Annotated in this window: 25 protein-coding genes and 2 tRNA genes; 14 read left to right on the plus strand and 13 right to left on the minus strand. The window is 73.8% G+C overall.

Going from position 1 to position 25,188, the window contains the following annotated elements:
* Positions 1-9: 9 nt before the first annotated feature.
* The 4 genes from F7P10_RS35790 (at position 10) to F7P10_RS35805 (ending at position 4,737) form a co-directional block, all read left to right on the plus strand.
* Positions 10-1,410: a phosphoribosyltransferase family protein gene (locus F7P10_RS35790; protein WP_254716193.1), complete on the plus strand. Its 1,401-nt coding sequence runs from the start codon at positions 10-12 to the stop codon at positions 1,408-1,410.
* The gene (locus F7P10_RS35795; RefSeq protein WP_151016499.1) at positions 1,407-2,519 is read left to right on the plus strand and encodes a cysteine protease StiP family protein; all 1,113 of its coding nucleotides are present in this window, start codon (positions 1,407-1,409) and stop codon (positions 2,517-2,519) included. Before F7P10_RS35790 ends, F7P10_RS35795 begins: the two co-directional genes overlap by 4 nt.
* Positions 2,516-3,322, plus strand: a complete 807-nt coding sequence (locus tag F7P10_RS35800; RefSeq protein ID WP_151016500.1) for an HAD family hydrolase — start codon at positions 2,516-2,518, stop codon at positions 3,320-3,322. The genes F7P10_RS35795 and F7P10_RS35800 overlap by 4 nt, the downstream gene beginning before the upstream one ends.
* A gap of 107 nt (positions 3,323-3,429) precedes the next feature.
* Positions 3,430-4,737 carry an amylo-alpha-1,6-glucosidase gene (locus tag F7P10_RS35805; RefSeq protein ID WP_151016501.1) on the plus strand — a complete coding sequence of 436 codons (1,308 nt, stop codon included), beginning with the start codon at positions 3,430-3,432 and terminating at the stop codon, positions 4,735-4,737.
* Between the two features lie 501 nt (positions 4,738-5,238).
* Here F7P10_RS35805 and F7P10_RS35815 read toward each other — a convergent pair.
* A complete protein-coding gene (locus F7P10_RS35815; RefSeq protein WP_151016502.1) occupies positions 5,239-5,508 on the minus strand; it encodes a YtxH domain-containing protein in 270 nt (89 codons plus the stop codon).
* Positions 5,509-5,657: 149 nt separating this feature from the next.
* On the opposite strand from F7P10_RS35815, the gene F7P10_RS35820 reads away from it, so the two are divergent.
* Positions 5,658-5,730 (plus strand) — tRNA-Asn (locus tag F7P10_RS35820).
* A 282-nt stretch (positions 5,731-6,012) separates the two neighbouring features.
* Here the strand turns inward: F7P10_RS35820 and F7P10_RS35825 are convergent.
* Positions 6,013-6,828, minus strand: a complete 816-nt coding sequence (locus F7P10_RS35825; protein WP_218040234.1) for a class I SAM-dependent methyltransferase — start codon at positions 6,826-6,828, stop codon at positions 6,013-6,015.
* A 66-nt stretch (positions 6,829-6,894) separates the two neighbouring features.
* Between F7P10_RS35825 and F7P10_RS35830 the strand changes: the two genes are divergently transcribed.
* Complete coding sequence (locus tag F7P10_RS35830) at positions 6,895-7,314, plus strand: helix-turn-helix domain-containing protein (protein ID WP_151016504.1); 420 nt, start codon at positions 6,895-6,897, stop codon at positions 7,312-7,314.
* Between the two features lie 92 nt (positions 7,315-7,406).
* Here the strand turns inward: F7P10_RS35830 and F7P10_RS35835 are convergent, their stop codons facing one another.
* Positions 7,407-7,763, minus strand: coding sequence for a hypothetical protein (locus F7P10_RS35835; RefSeq protein WP_218040235.1), 357 nt, complete (start codon positions 7,761-7,763; stop codon positions 7,407-7,409).
* Between the two features lie 74 nt (positions 7,764-7,837).
* Here F7P10_RS35835 and F7P10_RS35840 point away from each other — a divergent pair, with 74 nt between their 5' ends.
* The gene (locus F7P10_RS35840; protein ID WP_151016506.1) at positions 7,838-8,377 is read left to right on the plus strand and encodes a hypothetical protein; all 540 of its coding nucleotides are present in this window, start codon (positions 7,838-7,840) and stop codon (positions 8,375-8,377) included.
* Here the strand turns inward: F7P10_RS35840 and F7P10_RS35845 are convergent.
* Complete coding sequence (locus F7P10_RS35845; RefSeq protein WP_151016507.1) at positions 8,362-9,186, minus strand: siderophore-interacting protein; 825 nt, start codon at positions 9,184-9,186, stop codon at positions 8,362-8,364. The two genes, F7P10_RS35840 and F7P10_RS35845, sit on opposite strands and share 16 nt — an antisense overlap.
* 11 nt (positions 9,187-9,197) lie before the next feature.
* Positions 9,198-10,220: an ABC transporter substrate-binding protein gene (locus tag F7P10_RS35850; protein ID WP_151016508.1), complete on the minus strand. Its 1,023-nt coding sequence runs from the start codon at positions 10,218-10,220 to the stop codon at positions 9,198-9,200.
* Between the two features lie 127 nt (positions 10,221-10,347).
* Between F7P10_RS35850 and F7P10_RS35855 the strand changes: the two genes are divergently transcribed.
* From F7P10_RS35855 to F7P10_RS35875, 5 genes are all read left to right on the plus strand, one after another.
* A complete protein-coding gene (locus F7P10_RS35855; protein WP_151016509.1) occupies positions 10,348-11,394 on the plus strand; it encodes an iron ABC transporter permease in 1,047 nt (348 codons plus the stop codon).
* Positions 11,391-12,443 (plus strand): iron chelate uptake ABC transporter family permease subunit, encoded by a 1,053-nt coding sequence (locus F7P10_RS35860; RefSeq protein ID WP_151016510.1) that lies wholly within the window; start codon positions 11,391-11,393, stop codon positions 12,441-12,443. The genes F7P10_RS35855 and F7P10_RS35860 overlap by 4 nt, the downstream gene beginning before the upstream one ends.
* A gap of 1 nt (position 12,444) precedes the next feature.
* On the plus strand, positions 12,445-13,272 hold the full coding sequence (locus F7P10_RS35865) for an ABC transporter ATP-binding protein (protein ID WP_151016511.1): 828 nt from the start codon (positions 12,445-12,447) through the stop codon (positions 13,270-13,272).
* 85 nt (positions 13,273-13,357) lie between these two features.
* Positions 13,358-14,833, plus strand: coding sequence for an MFS transporter (locus tag F7P10_RS35870; protein WP_254716194.1), 1,476 nt, complete (start codon positions 13,358-13,360; stop codon positions 14,831-14,833).
* On the plus strand, positions 14,830-15,342 hold the full coding sequence (locus tag F7P10_RS35875) for a MarR family winged helix-turn-helix transcriptional regulator (RefSeq protein WP_254716195.1): 513 nt from the start codon (positions 14,830-14,832) through the stop codon (positions 15,340-15,342). Before F7P10_RS35870 ends, F7P10_RS35875 begins: the two co-directional genes overlap by 4 nt.
* Before the next feature lie 99 nt (positions 15,343-15,441).
* On the opposite strand, the gene F7P10_RS35880 is transcribed toward F7P10_RS35875, so the two are convergent.
* From F7P10_RS35880 to F7P10_RS35900, 5 genes are read right to left on the minus strand one after another with little or no spacing between them, the layout of a single operon-like run.
* Complete coding sequence (locus F7P10_RS35880; RefSeq protein WP_151016512.1) at positions 15,442-16,707, minus strand: ABC transporter substrate-binding protein; 1,266 nt, start codon at positions 16,705-16,707, stop codon at positions 15,442-15,444.
* On the minus strand, positions 16,704-17,819 hold the full coding sequence (locus F7P10_RS35885; protein ID WP_254716196.1) for a branched-chain amino acid ABC transporter permease: 1,116 nt from the start codon (positions 17,817-17,819) through the stop codon (positions 16,704-16,706). Before F7P10_RS35885 ends, F7P10_RS35880 begins: the two co-directional genes overlap by 4 nt.
* Positions 17,812-18,702, minus strand: coding sequence for a branched-chain amino acid ABC transporter permease (locus F7P10_RS35890; RefSeq protein WP_151016513.1), 891 nt, complete (start codon positions 18,700-18,702; stop codon positions 17,812-17,814). Before F7P10_RS35890 ends, F7P10_RS35885 begins: the two co-directional genes overlap by 8 nt.
* The gene (locus F7P10_RS35895) at positions 18,699-19,511 is read right to left on the minus strand and encodes an ABC transporter ATP-binding protein (protein WP_151016514.1); all 813 of its coding nucleotides are present in this window, start codon (positions 19,509-19,511) and stop codon (positions 18,699-18,701) included. The genes F7P10_RS35890 and F7P10_RS35895 overlap by 4 nt, the downstream gene beginning before the upstream one ends.
* A complete protein-coding gene (locus tag F7P10_RS35900) occupies positions 19,508-20,323 on the minus strand; it encodes an ABC transporter ATP-binding protein (RefSeq protein ID WP_151016515.1) in 816 nt (271 codons plus the stop codon). Before F7P10_RS35900 ends, F7P10_RS35895 begins: the two co-directional genes overlap by 4 nt.
* Before the next feature lie 201 nt (positions 20,324-20,524).
* Here F7P10_RS35900 and F7P10_RS35905 point away from each other — a divergent pair, with 201 nt between their 5' ends.
* Complete coding sequence (locus tag F7P10_RS35905) at positions 20,525-21,790, plus strand: CdaR family transcriptional regulator (RefSeq protein ID WP_218040236.1); 1,266 nt, start codon at positions 20,525-20,527, stop codon at positions 21,788-21,790.
* A gap of 78 nt (positions 21,791-21,868) precedes the next feature.
* Here F7P10_RS35905 and F7P10_RS35910 read toward each other — a convergent pair whose 3' ends face one another.
* From F7P10_RS35910 to F7P10_RS35920, 3 genes are all read right to left on the minus strand, one after another.
* The gene (locus tag F7P10_RS35910) at positions 21,869-22,450 is read right to left on the minus strand and encodes a hypothetical protein (RefSeq protein ID WP_151016516.1); all 582 of its coding nucleotides are present in this window, start codon (positions 22,448-22,450) and stop codon (positions 21,869-21,871) included.
* A gap of 213 nt (positions 22,451-22,663) precedes the next feature.
* Positions 22,664-24,235, minus strand: a complete 1,572-nt coding sequence (locus F7P10_RS35915; protein WP_151016517.1) for an MFS transporter — start codon at positions 24,233-24,235, stop codon at positions 22,664-22,666.
* Positions 24,232-24,918, minus strand: coding sequence for an LppX_LprAFG lipoprotein (locus F7P10_RS35920; RefSeq protein WP_151016518.1), 687 nt, complete (start codon positions 24,916-24,918; stop codon positions 24,232-24,234). The genes F7P10_RS35915 and F7P10_RS35920 overlap by 4 nt, the downstream gene beginning before the upstream one ends.
* A gap of 168 nt (positions 24,919-25,086) precedes the next feature.
* On the opposite strand from F7P10_RS35920, the gene F7P10_RS35925 reads away from it, so the two are divergent.
* A tRNA-Ile gene (locus F7P10_RS35925) sits at positions 25,087-25,160 on the plus strand.
* Positions 25,161-25,188: the final 28 nt, after the last annotated feature.

Below are 25,188 nucleotides of genomic sequence, written 5' to 3' on the forward strand. Positions count from 1 at the left end.
GACCCTGAAGTGATCGAGGCGGCCGGAACGGCGCGGACCGGGACACGGGACCGTACGTGGGCCGGCAGGTGGGTCGCGGAACGGCTCGGCGTGCGGCTGGCCGACGGTGCGCGACCGGTCGGCGCGGGCCTGTCCGACCTCGTCGGGCTGGCGGTCCGCCGGAATCCGCGCCGCGCGCACCTGCTCGTGTCCGCGGTGCTGGGCAAGCACGTCCCCACCGATCCGCGGCTGGTGTACGGGGCGGGCCTGCTGCTGGGCGACCTGGTGCGCGCGCGCCTGGCGGGTGTGGACGTACCGTCCCGCGCGGGCACGCACCTCGCGGACGCCCTGCGCGATGCACCGGGCGCGGCGGCCGCACTACGGGACGTCCTGTGCGAACCCCAAGACCCCGTGGACGCGATCGTGTTCGGCTACGCGGAAACGGCGACCGCCTTGGGGCACTCCGTGGCGGACGCTCTGGGCGGCGCGTACTACCTGCACTCCACGCGCCGTCCCGTGCGGGGCTTCACCGCGTACGGAGGGTTCGAGGAGGAGCACAGCCACGCCACGAGCCACCTGCTGCTCCCCGCGGACCCCGCCGCCCTGGACCGGGACGTCCCGATGGTCCTGGTGGACGACGAGCTGTCGACCGGGCGCACCGTCCTGAACACGATCGAGGCGCTGCACGCCGTCCGCCCGCGCCGGCACTACGTCGTGGCCGCCCTGGTCGACCTCCGGGGCGAGGAGGACCGGGCCCGCATGGACGCGCTCGCCGCACGCCTCGGCGCCCGCGTCGACGCCGTGGCGCTGGCCGGGGGACGCGTCGAGCTGCCCGACGGCATCCTGGACGCCGGGCAGGCGCTCGTCGCGAGCCTCACGGAACCCGAGACCCGGCCGGAGGCCGTCCCTGCCGGGAGCTTCCCGGTGACGCGCGCCCGGCTGGACTGGCCGTCCGGGCTGCCCGACGGCGGACGGCACGGCTTTCTGCCCGCACACCGCGCGCGCTTGGAGAAGGACCTGCCGCGCATGGCCGACACCGTCGCCGGTTGTCTCGGCGACGGGTTCTCCCGCGTGCTCGTCCTCGGCTTCGAGGAGCTGATGTACGCGCCCCTGCGGCTCGCCGAGGCCCTCGCCGGCGCGCTGCACGGCGCGGACGTCCGCTACTCGACGACGACGCGCTCACCCGTGCTCGCGGTGGACGACCCGGGCTACGCCATCCGCACCCGCCTCGCGTTCCCCGCGCACGACGACCCCGCCGACGGGCCGGGGGAGCGGTACGCCTACAACGTCTCCGCCGGGTTCGACCGGATCGTGTTCGTGGTGGACGACGCAGGCGACACCGATGAGCTGGCCACGGGCCTCCTGGGCGGGCTGCGCGCGCTCGCCCCGGTGACGATCGCGACCGTCCCGTCCCACAGGAGGGAAGCGTGAAGCCGCTGCACGGCCCCGAATTCGGCAGCTACCCCGCCGAGGACGTCACGTGGCTGCTCAAGGACCTCTCCCACGTGGAGCTGGAGGCGCCCACCGAGGAGCGCGAGGCCGCGATCCAGGCCGGGCGCGCCCACTACGCCGAGTCCCTGCCCGTCGAGTACCAGCCGGGGCCCGAGTACCGGCGGCTCTTCCACGAGGCCCTGGACGCCTCCGCCGAGCGCATCGCGTACGCGACGGGCCTCGTCACCGAGCTGGTCCTCGCCGAGCGCGGCCCGGACGCCGTCCTGGTGTCCCTCGCGCGCGCCGGGACGCCCGTGGGGATCCTGATGCGCCGCTGGGCGCGGTTCGCGCGCGGCCTCGACCTGCCGCACTACGCGATCAGCATCGTCCGCGCCCGGGGCATCGACGCCGTCGCCCTGCGCCACCTCGCGGAGCACCACGACCCGTCCGCCGTGATGTTCGTCGACGGCTGGACGGGCAAGGGCGCGATCACCCGGGAGCTCGCCGGGGCCCTGCACGGGAGCCCGTTCCGTCCCGACCTCGCGGTGCTGGCCGATCCCGGCCGGTGCACGCCGCTGCACGGCACCCGCGACGACTTCCTGATCCCGTCGGCCTGCCTGAACTCGACGGTGTCCGGGCTGGTCAGCCGCACCGTCCTCAACGACGCGCTGATCGGCCCCGGCGACTTCCACGGCGCGAAGTTCTACGCCGACCTCGCCGCCGACGACGTCTCCGCGCACTTCCTCGACACCGTCCGCGCCCGCTTCGCCGACGTCGCCGAACGCGTCGCGAAGGACCTGCCCGCCCTCCGCGCCGCCGACCGGACGCCCGACTGGTCCGGCTGGGAGGCCGTCCGGCGCTGGGCGCGCGCGCAGGGCACCGACGACCTCAACCTCGTGAAACCGGGGATCGGGGAGACGACCCGCGTACTCCTGCGACGCGTCCCCTGGAAGATCCTTGTCCGCGCTGACGCGGGCCCGGAGGTGACGCACATCCGCCTCCTCGCCGGAGAGCGCGGCGTGCCCGTCGAGGAGGTCGCTCCGGACGCCTTTCCGTACGCCTGCATGGGCTTCATCCACCCCAAGTTCGGCAAGGGGGCCGTTCAGTGACCGTCCTGGTGTGCTCCGACCTGGACCGCACGCTCATCTACTCGCAGGCCGCGTTCGCCTTGGACGGGCCGGACGAAACGATGCCCCGCCTCCTGTGCGTGGAGTTCTACCAGGGGAAGCCGCTCTCCTACATGACGGAGACCGCCGCCCGCATCCTTGAGGACCTCGCGGCCACGACCGCGTTCGTTCCCACCACCACGCGCACGCCCGAGCAGTACCGTCGCGTCCGGCTGCCCGGCAAGCCGCCCGCGTACGCGATCTGCGCGAACGGCGGGCACCTCCTCGTGGACGGCGCGGACGATCCCGAATGGTCCGCCTCCGTCCGGTCCCGGGTCTTCGCAGGGTGCGCGCCGCTCGCCGAGGTGCGGGCGCACCTCACCGGCGTCTCCGGCGAGTTCGTGCTCAAGCGCCGCACCGCCTCCGACCTGTTCGCCTACACCGTCGTCGACCGCGCCGCCCTCCCCGCCGGCTGGGTGGACGACCTCACCGGCTGGTGCGCCGAACGCGGCTGGCGCACGTCCCTGCAGGGCCGCAAGGTGTACTGCCTGCCGTCCGGGCTGACCAAGGCCGCCGCCGCCCGCGAGGCGGCCCGCCGCACCGGCGCCGCGACCATGCTCGCCGCCGGTGACTCCCTCCTCGACATCGAGCTGCTCGACGCCGCCGACGCCGCCGTCCGTCCCGCGCACGGCGAGCTGCACGACACCGGCTGGACGTCCCCGAGCACCGGCGTCACGGCGTCGGCGGGCATCGCCGCAGGGCAGGAGATCGTGGAATGGCTCCTGTCGCGCGCCACCGCACCGTGAAAAATCACGGAACCCCGCCGTGAACCGTGGAGAACCGACGTCCTCCGGGGACTCGTCGCGGACGCCCGATGGGGTCAAAATCGGCAGTGAGGAGGCACCCTGAACACATGAGCTCCCGGCTGACCGGAGACGAGAACGCGCTGTGGCAGGCAGCGGCGTGCGTGCTGGACGCCAACTGGACCGGCACCGCGACCGCCGCGTCGCCCGGCCTCTACCCGCACCAGTGGAGCTGGGACTCGGCGTTCGCCGCCCTCGGCCTCGCCCGGCACCGGCCCGACCGCGCCCGCCGCGAGCTGCTCTCCCTCTTCCGCGGCCAGTGGGCGGACGGGATGCTCCCGCACATCGTGTTCAACACCCGCCTGGACCGGCGCGCGTTCTTCCCCGGCCCCGAACTGTGGTGCAGTGACCGGCAGCCCGCCGCGCCCCGCGGCGTCCGCACGTCCGGCCTGACCCAGCCGCCGCTGCACGCCCTGGTCGCCCTGCGCCTGCACCGGGCCGCGCCCGACCGCGCCTTCGCCGAACGCCTTTACCCCATGCTCGCCGCCCAGCACCGCTACCTCGCCCAGGTGCGCGACCTGGAGTCCAGCGGCCTCATCGCGATCTGCCACCCGTGGGAGTCCGGGCTCGACAACAGCCCCGCCTGGGACCGTCCGCTCGGCGCCCTCGAACTGCCGCCGGACGCCTTCGCGCCCGCCCGCGCCGCCCGCGCGCTCCCCACCGGCGAGGACTACGACCGGTACGTCCGGCTCGTCACCCTGCTCCGCGACACCGCCTACAGCCACGGCCACATCCGCGAGGCGCACCCCTTCGCCGTCGAGGACCCCCTCGTCAACGCCGCGTACCTCGCCTCCACCCACGCGCTCGCCGAACTCGCCGAGATCGTCGGCGCCGACCCCGTGCCGCACCGCGAGCGCGCCGCGCGCGTCCACCGGGCCCTCCTCGACCGCCTCTGGGACCCCGACAGCGGCTGCTTCCGCGCCCGCGACCTGCGCACCGGCCGTCTCCTGCCGACCGTCACGATCAACGCGTTCGGGCCCCTCCTGGACCCCGAACTCCCCGCCCCGATCGTCCGCTCGCTCGTCGACCTGCTCCTGTCGGCCCGCTTCGCCGGAGCCGCCGGGTACCCCGTCCCGACCTGCGACATCCAGTCGCCCTCGTTCGACCGCACCGGCTACTGGCGGGGGCCCACCTGGATCAGCACCAACTGGCTGATCTGGTACGGCGCCCTCGTGCACGGCCTGCCCGTCGTCGCCGACCTCCTCTACGGCTCGACGCTCCGGCTCGTCCGCCAGTCCGGCTTCCGCGAGTTCTTCGACCCCTTCGACGGCTCCGGCCGGGGCGGCCACGACCACTCGTGGTCGGCGGCGCTCGTCCTCGACCTGCTCGGCGCCCGCCGCGCCCCGCGGGCCGCCTGATCGCCTACGTTTGGGGCATGCGTCTTCTCCGGGGCTCCCTGCCCGCCGCGCTCCGCACCGCGCTGTCCCTCGAACGGGGCGAGCGCGTCCTCGCCCACGCCCCCACCCGGGGCGGCTCGCACGTCGCCGCCACCACGACCGCCCTGCACCTGCCGACGCCCGAGGGCGGGTTCGTCCGCGTCCCGTACGAGCGCGTCGACAGCGCGTCCTGGAAGGACGGCTGGCTGCACGTCACCGAGACCTCCCGGGCCGCGCACCACGTGCGGCTCACCGAGCCCGGTTCCGTCCCCGAGACCATCCGCGAGCGCGTCACCGCGACCGTCGCCGTCAGCCACCGCGCCGAGCTGCCGGGGGCGGCGTCCGCATCGCCGGACGCCGCCCGGCCACCGGCGGGGACGTGCGCTGGACGTTCGTGTTCGACGCGGGCATGGACCCGGACGACCCGGACCTGCGCGCCCGCGCCGAGCGGATCCTCGAGGACCTGCGCCGCCAGACGGGCCTCTAGCCCGGGTGGACGGTCGGCTGGTCCTGGTGCTCGGCCTGCTCGGGAACCTGCCCCTTCGAGTTGCGCATGTTCCCGGCCTTGCTCTTCGCGGCCCCGGCGAACTCCTCGCCCTTGGCCCGCAGCACGCCCGTGGCCTCCTGCACGTTCGGGTTCTCCTGCAGCTGCCGCGTGAACCGCTTGAGCTGCTCGTAGCGCTCCTGACCGGCCTTCGTCCCGAGGACGTAGCCGATCGTCGCGCCCGCGATGAACGTCATGCGGTGCTTCATGGTGGTTCCAACCCCCGGGTAAGAGCGGATGATGACGGACCCCATACCCACGATCGCCGCCGCCACCCATAACGCGTGCGCGAACCACCCCCGAAATGCGCTAACCTAGACGCGCCGACGGGGACGGAAGCCCCCGGCGCGCCGAACGATCCCGCGTAGCTCAATCGGCAGAGCAGCCGGCTGTTAACCGGCAGGTTATTGGTTCGAGTCCAATCGCGGGAGCACGAGGTGGGGCCTCCTGCTCGTCGGACTTCGTCCGGCTTCGCCGGGGGCCCGCAGTGTTTGTCCAGGGGGCGACCCCCTGGAACCCCCGTCGGGTCGCTTCGCTCCCGCGCGGGGCTGGGGTCCGGTGTTGTATTGGCGTCCTTTCAGGGGAGCCAGCGCGGAACGTTCTTTATCGGAGCCTCGATCCATCCGGGATCGAGGCTCTCGTCTTTCCTGTCTCTGCTCCGGGGCTCCGGGGTTCCGGTGCTGCCCCGCCCGGCGATTCGGGCGGGGCGTCGCTCAGGCGGCCCGTGCGGTGATCGTCCAGAGGGCCGCGGTGAACCGGACCTCGTCCCCGTGCACGTAGGAGTCGAACGCGGGCCGGACCGCTTCGACGACCTTCCCGCGCGTCCGTTCGTCCGCGTCCGGCAAAGCCAGCCCCACCGGACCGAAGCGGGTGAGGTAGGTGACGAGCTCCTTCTCGGGCATGACGCAGTCCACGTCGAGAGGCCGGACGCCGATGTCGCCCCAGCCGCCGTCCTCCAGGACCGCCCGGACCTTGCCGTCGTCGGCGAAGGCGAACTGCCCGGGGGCGTCCGGTCGCCGCTCCGGAAGGTTCGGCAGCAGCGGCGCCGCCGCGCGCTCGGCCGTCGTCATGAACGGGTTCTCCTCCGCCCCGCGCCACACCACGAGCCGCAGCGCGCCCCCGTCCCGGGTGGCGCGCCGCAGGTTCGCGAACGCCTTCACGGGGTCGCCGAAGAACATGACGCCGAAACGCGACATGACGGCGTCGAAGGATCCGGGTTCGAACGCGTGGTCCTCCGCGTCGGCGCGGACGAACCGCGCCGTGACGCCCGCCCGCTCCGCGCGGGCCCGCGCCGCCTCGATCATCGGCTCCGAGATGTCGATCCCCACGCTGTCCGAACGCCGCGCCGCGGCCACGGTCGTCGCGCCCGTCCCGCACCCCACGTCGAGCACCCGGCCCCCGGCCGGAACCGACTCGACGAGCAGGTCCTCGATGGGCTTGAACAGCTCGTCCACCAGCCCCTGGGTCTCGACCCACGCCTGCCCGGCGCTCTTGTTCCAGTGCGACGCCTGGTCGGTCTCTTCTCCCACGTCCGCCTCCTTGACTTCGCGTTCCGTTGCCGCCATCGTCCTACTTGAAGTCGACTTGAGGTCAAGATGAGCGAACTGGACATCGCCGAGGTGTCACGGCGCGCCGGCGTCCCCGCCTCGACCCTGCGGTACTACGAAAGCAGAGGCCTGATCGCCTCGTCCGGGCGGCGGGGCCTGCGCCGCCAGTTCGACCCCGGCGTGCTGGAACGCCTCGCCCTCATCGCCCTCGGCCGTGCCGCGGGCTTCACCCTGGACGAGATCGCCCGCATGTTCGGCCCGGACGGGCGCCCCGACATCGACCGCGCGATGCTCACCGCGAAGGCCGACGAACTCGACCGGAAGATCGCGGAACTCGACGTCCTGCGCGACACCCTCCGCCACGCCGCCGCCTGCCCCGCGCCCCGGCACACCGAATGCCCGACCTTCCGCGGCATCCTGCACGCCGCGATGGCCGGCGATCCCGGTGGACAGGACGTCGACGCATAGCCACAACGCCCGCGAAGCCCCGTACCGCTCGCCCGCCCTCGCCGCGTCCCGCCGCGCCACGCCGCGGCACGACCGGACGGGAGAACCGCCGATCACGCGAGGGCGCCGGGCGGGTGGGCGTCCCCGGACTGCGGGTCCCAGATGAGCAGCCGGTGGACGGCCGCGAGTTCGAGGACGGCTCGCAGCGCGGCGTCGCCCGCCGCTCCGGACGACAGGTTCATGATCACGTGGTCGATGCCGACGCTCAGGGGTGTCGACGCCCACGGGGACGGCTCGGCGTACGGCGGGTGGTCCGGGAAGCGCGCGCGCAGCTCCTCGTAGAAGGCGACCACGCGTTCGTCCAGATCGCCTTCGACGTGGTCTCCGGTGGTGCAGCGCTCGTAGCGCGCCCGTGCGGCCGTCGCGTCGGCCGACTCGTCCATGGCGAGGACGGCCAGGCCGAAACTCAAGGCGTGCTCCATCTCACGCCGCCATGCTGTCAGAGGCGAGTGGGGTTGTCAGAGGCGAGTGGGACGGTGGCCGGATGGTGATCTGGGTGGCGGGCCGGCGGCGCGGGGCGAAGTCGCTGGAGGCCGAGTTTCCGGGGGCGGCCGTCCTGGACGTGACGTCGAAGGCGCCCGAGCCCTGGGTGCGGTTCAGCCCGTTCTGGCCGCATGGGGGCATTCCCGTGCCGGGGATGGACGGGGTGTTCAGCGAGTCGGTGGAGGGCGTCTGGCAGGGGCTGAAGGTGTTCGAGGGGGACGACGTCGATCCGGCCCGGTTCCGGATCACGTCGATGAAGGGGATCAAGCGGACGGTGCGCAAGCACGGGCCGGTGCTCGGGCACCGGCTGGGGGACGAACTGGTGCCGTACGAGCGGGCGCGCCGGGAGATCTACCTGCCGACGTACCGGTGGGTGCTGGAGAACCGGCTGGACGGGCTCGTCGAGCGGGTGCGGGGGATGGGGGACGTCGTGCTGCTCGACTACACGGTGAACGGGGACGTCGGGGATCTGCGCGTGCCGTTGTCGCACGCGCAGATCGTCCGGTCATGGGCCGGATCCGGGGCTCACTCCTCGGTGTAGGGGTCCTTGCCGGCCTGGTACTCGGCGAGCAGGTCCTCCTCGCTGGCGCCGCGCCGCCAGTAGCCGCAGAAGGCGACCGAGCGGCGGTGGACGCCGCGCTCGTTCACCAGGTGGCGGCGCAGGGCCTTGACGACCGAGGACTCGCCGGCGATCCACGCGTAGGCGCCGTCCGGGATCTCGGCGGCGCGGACGGCGCCGAGCAGGTCGGTGACCCAGGTGACCTCGGCGTCGGCCTTGGTGGGGAGGTCCTGGCGGTCCTCGGCGTGCGGGACGTGGACGAAGACCCGCGCCGGGGTGCCGGCGGGCAGCCAGGCGAGGTTGCCGGCGATGGCGGGGAGGGCGGTGAGGTCCCCGGCGATGACGACGGGCGCGCCCTCGGGCGGGCGGAAGTCGTAGCCGCCGTTGTCGGGGCCGGTGGGGCCGAGGACGGTGAGGCGGGCGCCGGGCGCGGCGGCGGCGGCCCAGGCGGCGGCGGGGCCGGAGCCGCCGTCCATGTGCAGGGCGAAGTCGATGTCCAGCTCGCCGGGACGCTGCTCGCGGACGGTGTAGGAGCGCATGATGCCGCGCTCGGCGGGGTCCATCGCGCGCCAGTCGTCGAACCAGGTCTCGGCCGTCCCGTTCGCCGGCATGACGGGCGCGTCCTGGTGCGGGTGCGGGAAGAAGAGCTTGACGCGCTGGTCGCGCCCGGCGGAGACGAAGCCGTCCAGCTCCGGGCCGCCCAGGGTCACCCGCACCATGGACGGGCCGAGCCGTTCGGAGCGCAGGACGTGCAGGTCGAACAGGCCGTAGGGGTGCGTGGGAGTCGTCAAGACGGAACCTCTCAGCCGGTCTTCTCGGCGGATTCGATGGCCTTGGCCAGGTTCTCGAGGATCGGCGCGCAGCCCAGGTGGGAGAAGCGGGGCTCGGCCTCCCACGGGATGACCTGGCCGGCCTTGACGGCGGGCAGGTCCTGCCAGGTGGCCTTGCCGCCGAGGGCCTCCGGCCGGAGGGCCTGGGTGCGGCTGTCCAGCATGATCAGGTCGGCGTGGTAGCGGCCGGCGTTCTCCCAGCTCAGCTCCTCGAAGAACCCGTTCTGGTCGAGCTTGTCGGGCGTGATGAGCTCGACGCCCAGCTCCTTGAAGTAGATGAGGTCGCTGTTCTTGGCGGGACCGGACGCGTAGAAGAGGTCGGGGCTCGCGGACGCGGCGAGCACCTTGAGGCCCTTGTTGGCCTCGACGGCGGCGCGCACCGACTCGGCGGCCTTGTCGAACCGGGCCTTGGCTTCGGTGACCTTGGGGGCGTTCAGGTCGGCGCCGAGCGCGGCGGCCAGCTCGCCCATGCGCCGGAGCGGCTCGGTGAGCGTGACGGCGCCGGTCGAGACGGCGGCGCTCGGCGCGAGCGCGTAGATCTTGTCCGCGCTCTCGGGCGGGACGTAGAACAGCTCGCCCTCGACGAACATGTTGCCGACGAGGAGTTCGGGGCGCAGCGCGGCGTACTTCTCGATGTTGAACTCGCCGAAGGCGTTGCCGATGATCTCCAGGCGGTCCACCGGGAGCTCGCCGGCCTGCGGGTCGGGGGAGCCGTCCTCGAGCTTGGTGGGGCCGAACACTCCGACGAGCGGCTCGTCGACGCCGAAGTCGTAGAGGGCCGCGGCCGTCCCGACGTAGCCGACCACGCGCGTCGGGCGGGCGTCCAGCTCGACCTTCTTCCCGCGGTCGTCGGTGAAGGACCAGGCGCCGCCGCCCGCGGCGGCGCTTCCGCCGCCGTCACCGCCGCAGGCGGCCAGGACGGCGCCGAGCGCGACGGCGCCGCTCGCCCCCAGGAAGCCGCGGCGGGTGATCTGACGGGCAGAAAGAACAGACATGTGGGATTTTGCTCTCAATCAACTACGATGGCCGTATTGCGCGGTCAGCGGCTTAGGTTAACCTAACCTAAGCCGTTGTTCATAGAGTGGGGCCTGCTCAGCGTCCCGCCGTCCCCGGAGATCGACCGTGACGTTGACGCAGTCCCCGCCCGCCGCGGCGGCTCCGCCGAAGGGGACGCGGCGTTCCGCGCGGGGCGCCGGGCTCGCGGGCGCGGCGGTCCTGCTCCTGATGATCGCGCTGCTGAGCCTGGCGGTCGGCGCCAAACCGCTGTCGCTCGGCGAGGCTTGGAACGGTCTCATCGACCCGGCCTCGGACGCCTACCCGGTCGTCCACGAGATGCGCCTGCCGCGCACGCTGCTGGGGCTGCTCGCCGGGACGGCCCTGGGGCTCGCCGGCGCGGTGATGCAGGCGCTCACCCGCAACCCGCTGGCCGACCCCGGCATCCTCGGCATCAACGCGGGCGCCGCCGCCGTCGTCGTGTCGGCGATCTCGTTCCTCGGCGTCACCTCGTTCACCGGTTTCGTGTGGTTCGCGTTCGCGGGCGCCGGGATCGTCGCCGTCCTGCTGTACGCGGTCGGCGGCGGGCGCGGCGCCACCCCGGCGCGGCTGGCGCTCGCCGGGTCCGGGCTGAACGCGGCCCTGTTCTCCTACGTCAACGCCGTCCAGCTCCTCGACACCGCGTCGCTGGACCGCATGCGCTTCTGGACGGTCGGGTCGCTCGCCGCCGCGCAGGACTACACCGTCGTGCGGGTCGCGCCGTTCGTCGCCGCCGGGCTCGTCATGGCGCTGCTCCTGGCCAGGCCCCTGAACGCTCTGGCGATGGGCGAGGACGCGGCGCGCGCGCTCGGCGCGCGGCCCGCGCGCGCCCGGGGCGCCGCGATCGTCACGGTGACGCTGCTGTGCGGCGCCGCGACGGCGGCGTGCGGGCCGATCGTCTTCGTGGGGCTGATGGTGCCGCACCTCGTCCGGGCCCTGACCGGGCCCGATCTGCGCTGGCTGCTGCCGTACTGCGCGCTGCTGTCCCCGGCGCTGATGCTGGCGGCGGACGTGCTCGGACGGGTCGTCGTGCGGCCCTCGGAGCTGCAGGTCGGCGTCGTGATGGCGGTCGCGGGCGGCCCGGTGTTCCTCTACTTCGTCCGCCGCCCGCACCGGTCGCGGAAGGTGACCGCGTGACGGGCCGGGGGGCGCGGACGGCGGTGCTGCGCGCGCCCGGGGGCGTCTCGCTGCGGTTCCAGCCGCGCGCGCTCGCCGTCGCGGTCGGCTGCGCCGCCGTCGCGCTGGCGGTCGCGGTGCTGCTGATCGGCACCGGCGACTTCCCGATGACGCCCGCCGAGGTGATCCGCACGCTGCTCGGCCGGGGCGCTCCCGCCGAGTCGCTGATCGTCAACGAGATCCGGCTCCCGCGGGTGGTGACGGGCCTGGCCGTCGGCGCCGCGCTCGGGCTCGGCGGCGCGATCTTCCAGTCGCTCACCCGCAACCCGCTCGGCAGCCCCGACATCCTCGGTTTCACCTCGGGCGCGTCCACCGGCGTGCTCGTCATGATCGTGCTGGCCGGGGGCGGCGGCGCGGCGGTCGCGTCCGGCGCGGCCGCGGGCGGGATCGCGACCGGGCTGCTGATCTATGCGGTGGCCGGACGGCACGGCGCGCACGGGCAGCGGCTCATCCTCGTCGGCATCGGGACGGCCGCGATCCTGACCGGTGTCAACGGCTACCTGCTCACCCAGGCGCACATCACCGAGGCCGCCCGCGCGGTGCTGTGGCTGACCGGCAGCCTGGACGGCCGCGAGTGGGCGGACGCGGCGCCCGTCCTGGTCGCGCTGGCCGTGCTCGGGCCGCTGGTGGCGGCCGGCTGCGGGCGGGCGCTGCGGATGCTGGAACTCGGGGACGACGCCGCGCACGGGCTCGGCGTCCCGATCGAGCGGGCCCGGCTGCTCATGCTGGTCGCCGCGGTGCTGCTGACGGCGCTGGCCGCCGCGGCGGCCGGTCCGGTGGCGTTCGTGGCGCTGACCGCGCCGCAGCTCGCCCGCCGGCTGACCCGGGCGACCGGTCCCGGGCTGCTGCCCGCGGCGTGCATGGGCGCCGCGCTGCTGGTGGCCGCCGACTGGATCGCGCAGAACGCCTTCCCGGGCCGCCAGCTCCCGGTCGGCGTCGTGACCGGGCTGCTCGGCGGCGGATACCTGGTCTGGCTCCTGGTGGCCGAACGCAAGAGGGGACGGATTTGAGATGAAGGACCGCCTTCCACCAGGCGAGGACGCGCGGCTCTCCGGCAGCGGGCTCACGCTCGCCTACGACAAGCGCACCATCACGCGCGACCTCGACGTCGCCGTCCCGGACGGTTCGTTCACCGTGATCGTCGGCCCGAACGCGTGCGGCAAGTCGACGCTGCTGCGGGCGCTCGCCCGCATCCTGAAGCCGTCCGCCGGGTCGGTCGTCCTGGACGGCGAGCCGATCGCGGGGTGGCCCGCCAAGAAGCTCGCGCGCACGCTCGGGCTGCTGCCCCAGTCGTCGATCGCGCCGGAGGGCATCTCGGTCGCCGACCTCGTCGCGCGCGGCCGGTACCCGCACCAGGGGTTGCTGCGGCAGTGGTCGAAGGAGGACGAGCGGGTCGTCGGGGAGTCGATGGCCGCGACGGGCGTCGAGACGCTGGCGGACCGCAGCGTGGACGAGCTGTCGGGCGGGCAGCGGCAGCGCGTGTGGATCGCGATGGCGCTGGCCCAGCAGACGCCCCTGCTGCTGCTGGACGAGCCCACCACGTACCTGGACATCGCGCACCAGATCGAGATCCTCGACCTGTGCGCGAGCCTGCACGAGGAAGGGCGCACGGTCGTCGCCGTCCTGCACGACCTGAACCACGCGTCCCGCTACGCCACCCACATGCTCGCGATGCGGGAGGGGCGGATCGTCGCGGAGGGCGTGCCCGCCGACGTCGTCACGGCCGACCTCGTCGAGGAGGTGTTCGGGCTGCCCTGCCGGGTGATCGACTGCCCCGAGACGGGAACGCCGCTGGTCGTCCCGGCCGCCCGCGCCCGGACCCCCGCCGCGCTGGGGTGACCCGCCGGGACCGGGTCCCGTCCGGGGTGCCCGCAGGATTGTTGTACGCTTAAAATAATTATAGGCGTACAACGATCGGAGGGTCGTGACCGAACCCGGTCCCCGCCGGAAGCTGCTGATCCTGGCGATCTGCTCCATGAGCCTGCTGATCGTCAGCCTGGACAACACCATCCTGAACGTCGCGCTGCCCACCCTCCAGCGCGAGTTCGACACCTCGCTGTCCGGGCTGCAGTGGGCGATCGACGCCTACCTGATCGTGCTCGCCTCGCTGCTGATCATGTCCGGGGCGGCCGGCGACCGGCTCGGCCGCCGCCGCACCTTCCAGACCGGCCTCGCCGTGTTCGCGCTCGGTTCGGTGCTGTGCAGCCTGGCGCCGTCCCTCGGCTGGCTCGTCGCCGCCCGCGTCGTCCAGGCGGTCGGCGGCTCGATGCTCAACCCCGTCGCGATGTCGATCATCACGAACGTGTTCACCGAGCCGCGCGAGCGGGCCCGCGCCATCGGCGTGTGGGGCGCGGTCGTCGGGCTCGGCATGGCGCTCGGGCCGCTCGTCGGCGGGCTGCTGGTCGACTCCGTCGGCTGGCGCGCGATCTTCTGGCTGAACGTGCCGATCGCGCTGGCCGCGCTCGTGCTCACCGCGCTGTTCGTTCCCGAGTCGCGCGCCGAGCGCCCGCGCCGCCCGGACCCGGTCGGCCAGTGCATGATGATCCTGCTGCTCGGCGGGACGACGTTCGCGATCATCGAGGGCCCCGGTCTCGGCTGGACCCACCCCGCCGTGCTCGGCTGCGTCGCGGTCGCCGCCGGCGCGCTCGGCACGTTCGCCTGGAACGCGCGCCGCGTCCCCGAACCGCTGATCGACCCGCGCTTCTTCCGCAGCGTCCCGTTCTCCGGCGCGACGCTCATCGCGATCACCGGCTGCGCGGGGTTCGCCGGGTTCCTGTTCATCAACACGATCTACCTGCAGAACGTGCGCGGGCTGTCCGCGCTGCACGCCGGGCTCTACCTGCTGCCGATGGCCGTGATGACGGCCGTGTGCTCCGCGCTGTCGGGACGCATCGTCGCGGCCCGCGGCCCGCGCCCGCCACTGCTGATCTCCGGGGCGACGATGCTCGCCAGCGGCCTGCTGTTCGCGCTCGCCGGCGCGCAGGAACACCTCGCCGTGCTGTTCACCGCGTACGTGCTGTTCGGCGTCGGGTTCGGCATGCTCAACTCGCCGATCACGAACACGGCCGTGTCCGGGATGCCGCGCGCCCAGGCCGGCGTCGCCGCCGCCGTCACCTCCACCAGCAGGCAGATCGGGCAGGCCCTCGGCGTCGCCGTCATCGGCGCCGTGCTCGCCGCCGGTACCTCCGGGACGTTCGCCGCGGACGCCTTCGCGGCGGCCGCCCGCCCGGCATACTGGGTGGTGGTCGGCTGCTCCGCCGCCGTGCTCGTGCTCGGGACGGTCACCACCGGCCGCCGGGCGCTGCGCAGCTCGGCGCGCGTCGCCGACCTGTTCGACCCCGCCGAACGCCCCGTGACCGCAGTGAACACCGGAGTGAGCACCGGAGCGAGCACCCGATGACCGAGCACGCGATGACCGAGCACCGGACCACCGAGCACCCGACCGCCGGGGCCCGGCGCACCGCCACGCCGGACACGGCGTCCGATCCCGCCGCCCGAGCCTGGCGCAACCTGCGGCTCGCCGTCCTGGAGCCGGGCGATCGCCGCCGGGAGGCCACCGAAGCGCTCGGGATGAGCTTCTTCCGGGTGAAGGCACTGTGCCGCATCGCCGCCGCGCCCGACCCGATGACACTGCGCGACCTCGCCCACGACCTGGTCACCGACCGTCCCTACGCCACCCTCGTGGTGGACGACCTGGTCGGCCGCGGCCTTGCGGAGCGGACCGTCAACCCCGCCGACCGCCGGTCGAAGCTCGTGACGGCCACCGCCGCCGGGCGCGCGGCGGCGGCGGAGGCCGAGCGCATCCTCGACACCCCGCCGCCCGCCCTGTACGGCCTGCCGGCCGAGGACGTCGCCGCCCTCGACCGCATCGCCGCCCGGCTCGCCGCCGAGGTCCGGCGCCCGGCCTGACGTCCAGGCCCGACGCCGACCCGAAGGGCCGCCGCACACGCCCGTGCCCGGCCCCCACCAGGGGCCGGGCACGGGCCGTTCGGTCAGCGGGTCAGCGGGTCACTCCCCGGCCGGGACCTTGTAGGTGTTCACGGCCTCCGAGGCCTGCGCCTCACGCTCGACGACCATCCCGCCGAGCGCCTCCTTGTCCGTCCGCAGGATGTAGGTCTTGCGGGTGGCGGGCTCGGTCCAGGTGGAGAAGTCCATCGGGGTGCCGTAGCCGGTGTCGTAGGCCTTGCGGGCCCGGTGCGCCTTGATGAGGCCCTCGCGGGTCAGGTCCTTGGCCTTGCACGCCTCCTTCAGCGCGTCCACGAAGATGACCGCGTTGGTGTAACCGTTGACGACCGCGTTGTCGAGCGGCTGGTTCGGGTACTTCTTGCTGTACGCGTCCGCCAGCTTCTTGACCGCGGGCAGTTCGGAGGCGATCGGAGCCCCGGCGCTGGTCAGGTAGAAGCCCTTGAGCAGGGCGGGCGCGGCCTCGGTCTCCAGGAGCTGCGGCGAGAAGCCCGAGTTGCTGGCGAGGATCGGGGCGGCCACGCCGCGGCTGCGGACGATGCCCGCGAGGGACGCCGACTGGCGCGGGCCCGCGCTCATCAGGATCGCCTTCACCCCGGCGCTCTCCAGCGCCGACGCCTGCGCGGACATGTCGGTCGCGGTCGCCTTGATCTTCTGCTCGACCAGCTCGAGGCCGAACTGCTCGGCCGCGGCCTTGGAGCCGTTGAGGGCGCTCTCGCCGTAGTCGCCCTCGAAGTACACGTGACCGATCTTGTCGCCCTTCTTGATCATCCCCTCGTCCATCAGCCACGACACGCCGTTGACCATGTCGACGTCGTAGGTGGTGCCGGTGACCTGGATGTACTCGCTGCCGAGCAGGGCGGTCGACCAGGCGTTGGGGATGATGAACATCTTGTCGGTCTCGATGCGCTGCTTGAGCGCCGTCACCATCGGCGAGCCGACGAACTGCGGCATGCCGATGACCTCGCCCTGCAGCTCGCTGTAGGCGGAGACGGCCTTCTGGACGTCGTAGCCGTGGTCGCGGACGACCAGCTCGAGGTCGCGGCCGCAGACGCCGCCGGCCGCGTTGGCCTCCTCGATGTACATCTGCTGCGACTGCGTGAGGCTCTTGCCGAGCGGCGCGTACACGCCGGTCAGGTCGGTCTCGACGCCGATCTTGATGACGTCGTCGGTGACCCCGGTGCCGACCTTGACGCCGTCGGCGTCGGTGCCGCCGGAGCCGCCCGTCGCCTTGTCGCTACAGGCCGTCATGCCCAGGGGCAGGATCATCGCCAGGGCGGCCGCCGCTGTGGCGCGCACCGTACGCTTCATGCCGGTTGCTCCTCTTTGTTGAGTCGGTTGGGGGTTCGGGCGGACCGGCGCCGGGCCGCGGCCATGCGCAGCCGCGCCCAGAGCCCGAGCAGTCCGCCGGGCAGGAACAGGACGACGGCGACGACGGCGGCGCCGTACAGGATGCGGGCGGCCTCGGCGGGGGAGACCCCCTGCGAGCCCGGCTCCGCGACCAGCGGGAGATCGTTGCCGAAGCGGGTGAGGAGCTGCGGGAGAACGGAGACGAACACCGCTCCCGCCACCGCCCCGGCGGCGGACCCGAGACCGCCGATGACGATCATCGCGAGGTAGTCGAGGGACAGGAACATGCCGAAGTACTCGGGGACGGTGCGGCGGAACGCCAGCGCCAGCAGCGCGCCCGCCGCGCCCGCGTACATCGACGACAGGACGAACACGCCGCTGCGGTAGCGGGCCACCGGGACGCCCATGACCGCCGCCGCCACCTCGTGGTCGCGGATCGTGTTCATCGCCCGTCCGGGGCGGCCCCGCAGGATCCCGCGGGCGATCCAGATCGCCGGGATCAGCAGCGCGACGCCGAGGAACCACAGCCGCTCCAGCGCGCCCAGCGGCACGTTGAACAGGACGAACTCGGGGCTGTCGGCGAACGTGAACCCGAAGATCTCCATCGGCGGCACGTCCCGGCCGTTGAAGCCGCCGGTGATGCTCTCGGCGTTGAACAGCACGTGCTGCCCGATGAAGATCAGGGCGAGCGAGGCGATGCCGAGGTAGGTGCCGCGCAGCCGTCCGGAGATCGGGCTGAACAGGCCGCCCGCGATCCCGGCGAGCAGGATCGCGCCGACGAACGCCAGCGGCGTCGGCAGCCCGAGCCCGATCATCTCGTGGTCGGAGTCGGACGCCAGGTACACGTACCCGTAGGCGCCCATCGCCAGGAAGAACGCGTGGCCGAGGGACAGCTGGCCGGTCGCGCCGGTCAGCATGTTCAGGCCGATCGCGCCGATCGCCGCGGACATCGCGAACAGGCCGGTCTGCAGCCAGAACGCGTCCAGGTAGAACGGGACGGCGAACAGGACGGCCGCCGCGGCGACGGTCGCGAGGAGGGGGCCGCCGATGCGGCGGGCGGGACGCTCAGACACGGGTCAGCTCCCTCGTGCCGAACAGTCCGGCGGGACGGATCAGCAGGATCACGATCATCACGACGAACGGGGCGACCTCGCCGATGCCGCGGCCGAGGAACGTCAGGTCGCCCTGGTAGCCGGTGACGAGCGACTCGGTGAGCCCGATGATCAGGCCGCCCGCGAGCGCCCCGGTCGTGGAGTCGAGCCCGCCGAGGATCGCGGCCGGGAACGCCTTCATCGCGGCGTAGGAGGTGCTGCGGTCAAGGCCGGGCGTGGGGAACACGGTGAGGAACAGCGCCGCGACCGCCGCCAGCCCGCCCGCGATCGCCCACGCGGTCAGCGACACCCGCCTCAGCCGGATGCCCATCAGCGCGGCCGTCTCGCCGTCCTCGGCGGCCGCCCGCATCGCCACGCCCCACGAGGTGTAGCGGAACGCGAGCAGGAACGCCGTGATCAGCAGCGCGGCGACCAGCAGCGCCGCGATGCGCGTCTGCGCGATGCTGACGCCGCCGATCGTGACGATCTGGTTCTTCCACGGGTCGCCCATCGACAGGACCTCGGTGCCGATCTGCCGCGTCAGCTCGGTCGTCAGCACGATGTCGATGCCGATCGTGACGATGGCCAGCACCGCGTGGTTCTCGGTCCGCGCCCGCCGCAGCACCAGCGCCTCGACGAGCGCGCCGATCAGCGCGGCGCCCGCGATGCCCGCGGCGAGCGCGAGCCAGAAGCCGAGCTGCTCGTGCAGCTTCGCCGTGATGAAGCCGCCGACGAGCAGCAGCGAGGCGTGCGCGAAGTTCACCACCTCGGTGGCCTTGAAGATGATCACGAAGCCGAGGGCGATCAGCGCGTACACCGCCCCCATCGAGAGCCCGTTGATCACGAGCTCGATGAAGGTGCTCAAGCCTTCTCCTCTTCCGTGCCGGCCGGCGAGCCCGGTCCGGTCTCTGTATGGGCACCGCCCAGGTACGCCTGGATGACCGCGGGGTCGCGCTGCACCTCGTCCGGCGGTCCGCTCGCGATGCGCTTGCCGAAGTTGAGCACGGTCACCCGGTCGGCGAGCCGCATGACCATCCCCATGTCGTGCTCGACGAGCAGGATCGAGACGCCGAGGTCGGCGCGGGCGCGGCGGATCACCTCGGCCATCCGCACCCGCTCGCCGCCGTTCATGCCGGCGACCGGCTCGTCCAGCAGCAGCAGGCTGGGCTCCAGCGCGAGCGCGCGGGCCAGTTCGAGCCGCTTCTGCACGCCGTACGACAGACCCGCGACGGGCGCCGCGAGGTACTCGTCGACGCCCACGAAGCGGGCGATGTCGCGGACCCGCGCCCGGTGCCGGGCGTCCTCGCGTCGCGCCGCCGGCAGCCGCAGCCCGGCCGCGACGAACCCCGCCTTCGTGAGGCGGTGCCGCCCGAGCATGAGGTTGTTCTCGACCGTGAGGTTCCGCGACAGCGCGATGTTCTGGAACGTCCGCGCGACGCCCAGCGCCGCGATCCGGTCCGGGCGCAGCGCGGTCAGCTCCGTCCCGCCGTAGCGGACGCTGCCCTCCGTCGCCTTGTACACGCCGGACAGGACGTTGAAGCAGGTGGACTTCCCGGCGCCGTTCGGCCCGATGATCGCGTGCACGCTGCCCGGCTCGACGGTGAACCCGACACCGTCCAGCGCCGTCAGCCCCGCGAACCGGACCGTGAGTCCGGTGACCGTCAGCTCGCTCACCCGGCCCACCTCTCCAGCGTCGGCGCCGTGTCCGCCGCCCGCACCGCCTCCGCCGCGTCCTCCGCGGCGTCGTCGTCGGCGACGCCCAGGTAGCGGCGCCGCACCTCGTCGCTGGCCGCCAGCTCGGCGGACGGCCCGTGCAGCGTCACCGCGCCGACCTCGAGCACGTGCGCGGCCGACGACAGCTCCAGCGCGAGGGCCGCGTTCTGCTCGATCAGCAGGATCGCGGTGCCCTGCTGGTTGATCTCGGTGATCGTCTCGGCGATCCGTTCCGCCATCAGCGGTGCGAGGCCGAGGGTCGGCTCGTCCAGCAGCAGGACGGACGGGCGCGCCATCAGCGCGCGGCCGATCGCGAGCATCTGCTGCTCGCCGCCCGACAGCAGGCCCGCCCGCTGCCCGGCCCGCTCGGCCAGGACCGGGAACAGCTCCAGCACGCGCGCCCGGGACTTCGCGGTCCCGGACCGGTCGCGGGCGCCGAGGGCACCGGCCCGCAGGTTCTCCTCGACCGTGAGCCGGCCGAACACCCGCCGGCCCTCCGGTACCTGCACGACCCCGGCGGCCACGACGGCCGCCGCGGGGAGCCCGGTGAGTGTGCGGTCGCCCAGCCGGACGCCGCCCGACTCCACCGCGCCGCGGTGGAACGGGAGGGTGCCCGAGATCGCCCGGAGCAGCGTCGTCTTGCCCGCCCCGTTCGCGCCGAGGACGGCCGTGACCGAGCCCGCCGGTACCTCCAGCGACACCCCGCGCAGGGCCCGGACGGCCCGGCCGTAGCTCACCGACAGATCACGGACCTCGAGGGTCCCGTTCGCCATGCGCTCCTCCTGCCAAGTGTTGTGGCAGGCACCCCAGCACGGGCCCCGCGAGCGCGTCTACGGGCGCGTGGCAAGACGGGGCAGGCGTCCAATCGAACGGCATTCGGGTTGTGTGCGGAGCACAGCCCGAGAAGGTTGCCTTGCGTTCCTTCGCTGTGATCCGTGACACTGTGTCGGCAGATGCCTGACCGGAGGTCGTAGATGCCGCTCACCAGCGCCGATGCCGCTCTTGACGCCGACGCCGGCGCCGCCGACGTGGAACGCGCCGACGTTCCGCGGCGGGACGCCGCACGGGCGGAACGCGTCCGGTTGCTGCGGGCGATCGTCGGCCGGATGCACGACCGCATCCCCGAGCTCACCGACCGGCTCGTCGCCGAGGTCCTGGCCGAGGACCCGCTCTACACCGACTTCGTGTCCCGCGAGGAGTTCTGGGAGTCGGTCCGCACCTGCCTCGAGGCCGGGATTGTGCAGCGGGCACAAGAGGCCCGCGGCCGGCGCCCCGACCTTTCGGAGGCCGAGCGGGTCGGGCGGCGCCGCGCCGAGCAGGGCATGCCGCTGGAGTCGCTGCTGCGCAGCTTCCGCATCGGCGGGCGCGTCGTCTGGGAGGCGCTCATCGAGGAGGTCTCCGACGAGGGCCCCGACGCGATGGCGGACCTGCTGCGCTACGCCAGCACCGTCTGGCACACGGTCGAGCAGCAGTCCACGGTCGCGTCCGAGGTGTACCGGCGCACCGAGTCGGAGATGCTGCGGCGCAGCGACGAGCGCGTGCAGGCCCTGCTGGACGCCCTCCTGGAGGGCCGCGGCGCCGACGGCGGGCTCGCCCAGGCCGCGTCGGCCGCCCTCGACCTGCCCGAGCGCGGACGGTACGCCGTGGTGGTGCTGCGCGCCGCCCGCCGCGACCCCGGCTTCGAGCGCCCCGAGGAGCTGGACGGGCTGCGGTTCGTCTGGCGGATGCGCACCGACGGCGAGGTCGGCGTCGTCGCGCTCGGCGACCGCTCGCCGCAGGACGTCGCCGCCGCGCTGCGCGACCTGGTGCCGAGCGAGGCCGGGATCAGCACCGTGGTGGACGGGCTCGCCGGGCTCGGCCGCGCCCGCTGGCTCGCCGAGACCGCGCTGGCCACCTGCCGTCCGGGGGAGCGCCGGGTCGTCCGGCTGGACGACCGGCTGCCCGGCGCGCTCGTCGCCGCCCAGCCCGAACTGGCCGGGCTGCTGAACACGCAGGTCCTCGGGCCGCTCGACGGGCTCGACGCGGCCGACCGGGAGGTCCTGCTGGAGACCCTCGAGACGTGGCTGGAGTGCGAGGGGTCGGCGATGCGCACGGCGGGCCGCCTCTACTGCCACCGCAACACGGTGTTCAACCGGCTGCGGCGGCTGGAGCAGCTGACGTCCCGCTCGCTGCAGCGCCCGCGCGACGTGGTGGAGCTGTCCCTGGCGCTGGACGCGGCGCGGCTGTCGGCCCGGTCCTGACGTCCTGCGCCGTCGGGTCCCGCGCCGCCGGATCCGGGTGTGCCGGGTCCGGGCGGGCCGGGTCCGGGCGGGCCGGGCCTAGGAGCGGGGGCCGTGACCGGCGGAGTCCAGCCGGGCCCAGTCGGCGTCCCACAGCGCGTCGCGGCGCCGGTCGCAGCGCCGCCGCAGGAGCCCGTACGCCACGGCCGCCGGGAGCGCGGCGCCGAGGACGGCCGCCGTGCCCGCGTACGCCGCGTCGGTGACCGTCCGGCTGTGCGGGCGGGGCTCCACCGTCGGCTCGCCCGCCCGGTCGACCCAGATCGCCCGCCGGTCGCCGACCTCGGCGCCCCGCCAGCTCGGCAGCGCCCCGGCGGTCGGCTTGCCGTCCGGGCCCGGCCAGGTCGCCTGGACGGTCTCGTGGACGAACCGGTCGCTGGAGGGGGTCCCGTCGCCCGTCCGCGTGACCGTCGCGGTGACCTGGTGCCGGTCCCGCCGCTCGGCCTCCTCCGCACGGTTCCCGGCGGCGTAGGACGACGCCCCCGCCCACAGCGCGAGTGGTGGCGCGACCCCGAGGAAGATCAGCAGCAGCGCGAAGCCGAGCAGCCGCTGGGCCCGGTCGACCGGACGGCGCAGCTCGTTCGGCTCCAGGCCGAATCTCCTGCGCAGCGGCCGTCGCGGCATCGCCCGCGGCCCCTGCCCTGGTCCCTGCTGCGGTCCTTCGTGCGGTCCTTCGTGCGGTCCGTCGCCCCGGCCGGAACCGGACCTGCGCATCTGTCGTCACCTCCCCGGGGAGCGTCCTCCCGGCAAGAGGCCTTGCTCATCGTTTGCCAGGATATTCCCGAGATCGCTCAACGGCACGTGGCCATGGCCGAATCGTTTCCCGGATCCGGCCCACTATTCCGCATCGGTGACCGAAACGGCGCGGGCGCGCCCCCGGTCCCGCCCACCGCCGCCCGCGCCGAGCGCGAGCAGCGCGCCGATCGCGCACAGCACCGCCGTGATCAGGAAGATCTCCCGGTACTCGATGCGGAGCGCCTCCTCGACCGCGGCCAGGTAGACCTCCATCGCCCGGTCGAAATCCGCGTCCGACATCGTGAACGGCAGCGGCGGCCGCAGGTCGGCCGTCAGCGCGTGGAACCGGTGGAAACCCCAGGCCGACAGCGCCGAGATGCCGAGCAGCATCCCCATCATCCGCGCGACGACCACGGCCGCCGACGCCACCCCGTGCCGCGCCGCCGGGACGAACCGCAGCACCGCCGACGACACCGGCGCGATCACCAGGCCGAGGCCGAGCCCGGTGATCACCAGGTCGACGTCCATCCGCGGCAGCGGCCCGTACGACGCGTTCGCCAGGTCGGCGGGCCAGCCCGCGATCAGCAGGTACCCGGCGGCCGAGACCGCCATCCCCGCCGCCATCGGCCACCGCTCCCCGAACCGCCGCGCCGCCGTCCCCCCGGCCACGGCCGCGATCGGCAGCGCGATCAGGAAGCGCGTCAGCAGCAGGGCGCCCTCGACCTCGTCCTTGTCCAGGACGGTCTGCGCCACGAGCACGACGTCCACCAGCGTGACCATCAGCGCCGCGCCCGACAGCAGGCTCACGCCCAGCGTCGCCAGCAGCGGCCCGCGCCGCACCCCCGACAGGTCGAACAGCCGCGTCCGGGCCCGGATCTCCCACAGCACGAACAGGACGAGCGCGACCGCCCCGGCGAGCAGCAGCGGCGCCCCCCACGGCGGCAGCGCCGACTCCTGCGGCTCCGGGTTGTAGACGCCGCCGACCAGCAGTCCCAGACCCGCCGCCAGCAGCAGCCCGCCGACCACGTCCACGCCCGGCCGCGGGCCCTCCGCCCGGCCGCCCGGGACCGCCCGGCCGGGAACGGCGACGTGCACGGCGATCATCGCGAGCGCCGTCAGCGGCAGGTTGATCCAGAAGATCGCGCGCCAGTCGCCGAGCAGCGCGACCACGCCGATCCCGTACAGCGGGCCGAGGACGCTGCCGAGCTCCTGCGCGGCGCCGACCGCGCCGAGCACCACCGGCCGCTGCCGCTCCGCCCACAGGTCGCCGGCCAGCGCCATCGTCACCGGCAGCAGCGCACCGCCCGCGACGCCCTGCACCACCCGGCCCGCCGCCAGCACCGGGACGCCCTGCGCCAGCGCCGTGATCACGGAGCCCACCGCGAAGAACAGCAGGCACGCCTGCAGCAGCGGGCGCCGCCCGAACCGGTCCGACAACTGGCCGAGCAGCGGCATCGCCGCGACGTACCCGAGCAGGAACCCCGTCAGGATCGGGGTGACGCGCTCCAGCCGGTTGACCGGCAGGCCCAGGTCGTCGACGATCGTCACCAGGACGGTCGTCACGACGTAGGCGTCCAGGGCGGCGAGCAGCACGACCGCTCCGCCCGCGCCGATCGCGACGCGGCGCCGCGCCCCCGCCCGCCCGTCCGTCCGCTCGGCCACGGCTCCGGTCACTGCGGCGCGCTGATCTCGTACGCGGCGTCGAACTCGGTGAACTCGATGACCACCGCGCCCCGGCCCTCGGGGAACGCGCCCCGGACCTTGACCAGCCGGCCGTCGTCCTTGTTCACCCACACCTGGCCGCGCAGGTCCGCGTCGATCCCGGGGATGAGGCCGCCGATGCGGTCCTGCGGCAGCGTGGCCGCCACCCGGTACGTCTCCTTGCCGCCGATCTCCTCGACGGCCTCCGCCTCCGGTTCCCGCAGCGACGACAGCAGGCTCGAGATGCCGCGCTCGGGGTCCAGGACGGCCGACGGGTCGTACATCGTCGCCGCGAGCGCCTTCGGGGCCTCGCGCCAGCCGCCCGTCCCCGCGTCCAGGAAGATGCTGTCGCCGACCGCGACGACCTTCATCTCGACGGCGTGGCCGGACTGCTCGATCGTCAGCGTGCCCTCGGCGTCCCCGTTGCGGAGCAGCTTCAGGTCACCGCCCTTCACCATGATCGGCGTCTCGTCCTCCGTCGTCACGGTGAACGCCGTGCTCTTCAGGCCGGCCATGGCCTGCGCGGCCCGCTGCAGCACCTGCGCGCCGTCGAAGTCGGCCTTCCGCGGCTCGTCCGCCCCGTCCCCGTCGCAGGCGCCGACCGCGCCGAGCAGGAGGAGGAGGAGGGAGACGAGGGCGAGGATGCGTCTGGACATGGACGGGACCCTACCGACGGGTACCGGCGCCCGTCCTCGCTCTGAGGTATGACATCGCCGACCTCGTACCGACGAGGCCGGAGATCGGGGAAATCGCGGTGGCCGCCGTCAACGGCGCGCCGCTAAGATGACTCGCGGCACGCCCCCCGCCGTCACGGGGGAGGCCTCGGGGCGGTAGCTCAGCCGGTCAGAGCAGGAGACTCATAATCTCTGGGTCGCGGGTTCGAGTCCCGCCCGCCCTACCTGTCGGGAATGCGGCACATCCCGGGA

It is taken from the genome of Actinomadura sp. WMMB 499, from assembly GCF_008824145.1.
Lineage (GTDB): Bacteria > Actinomycetota > Actinomycetes > Streptosporangiales > Streptosporangiaceae > Spirillospora.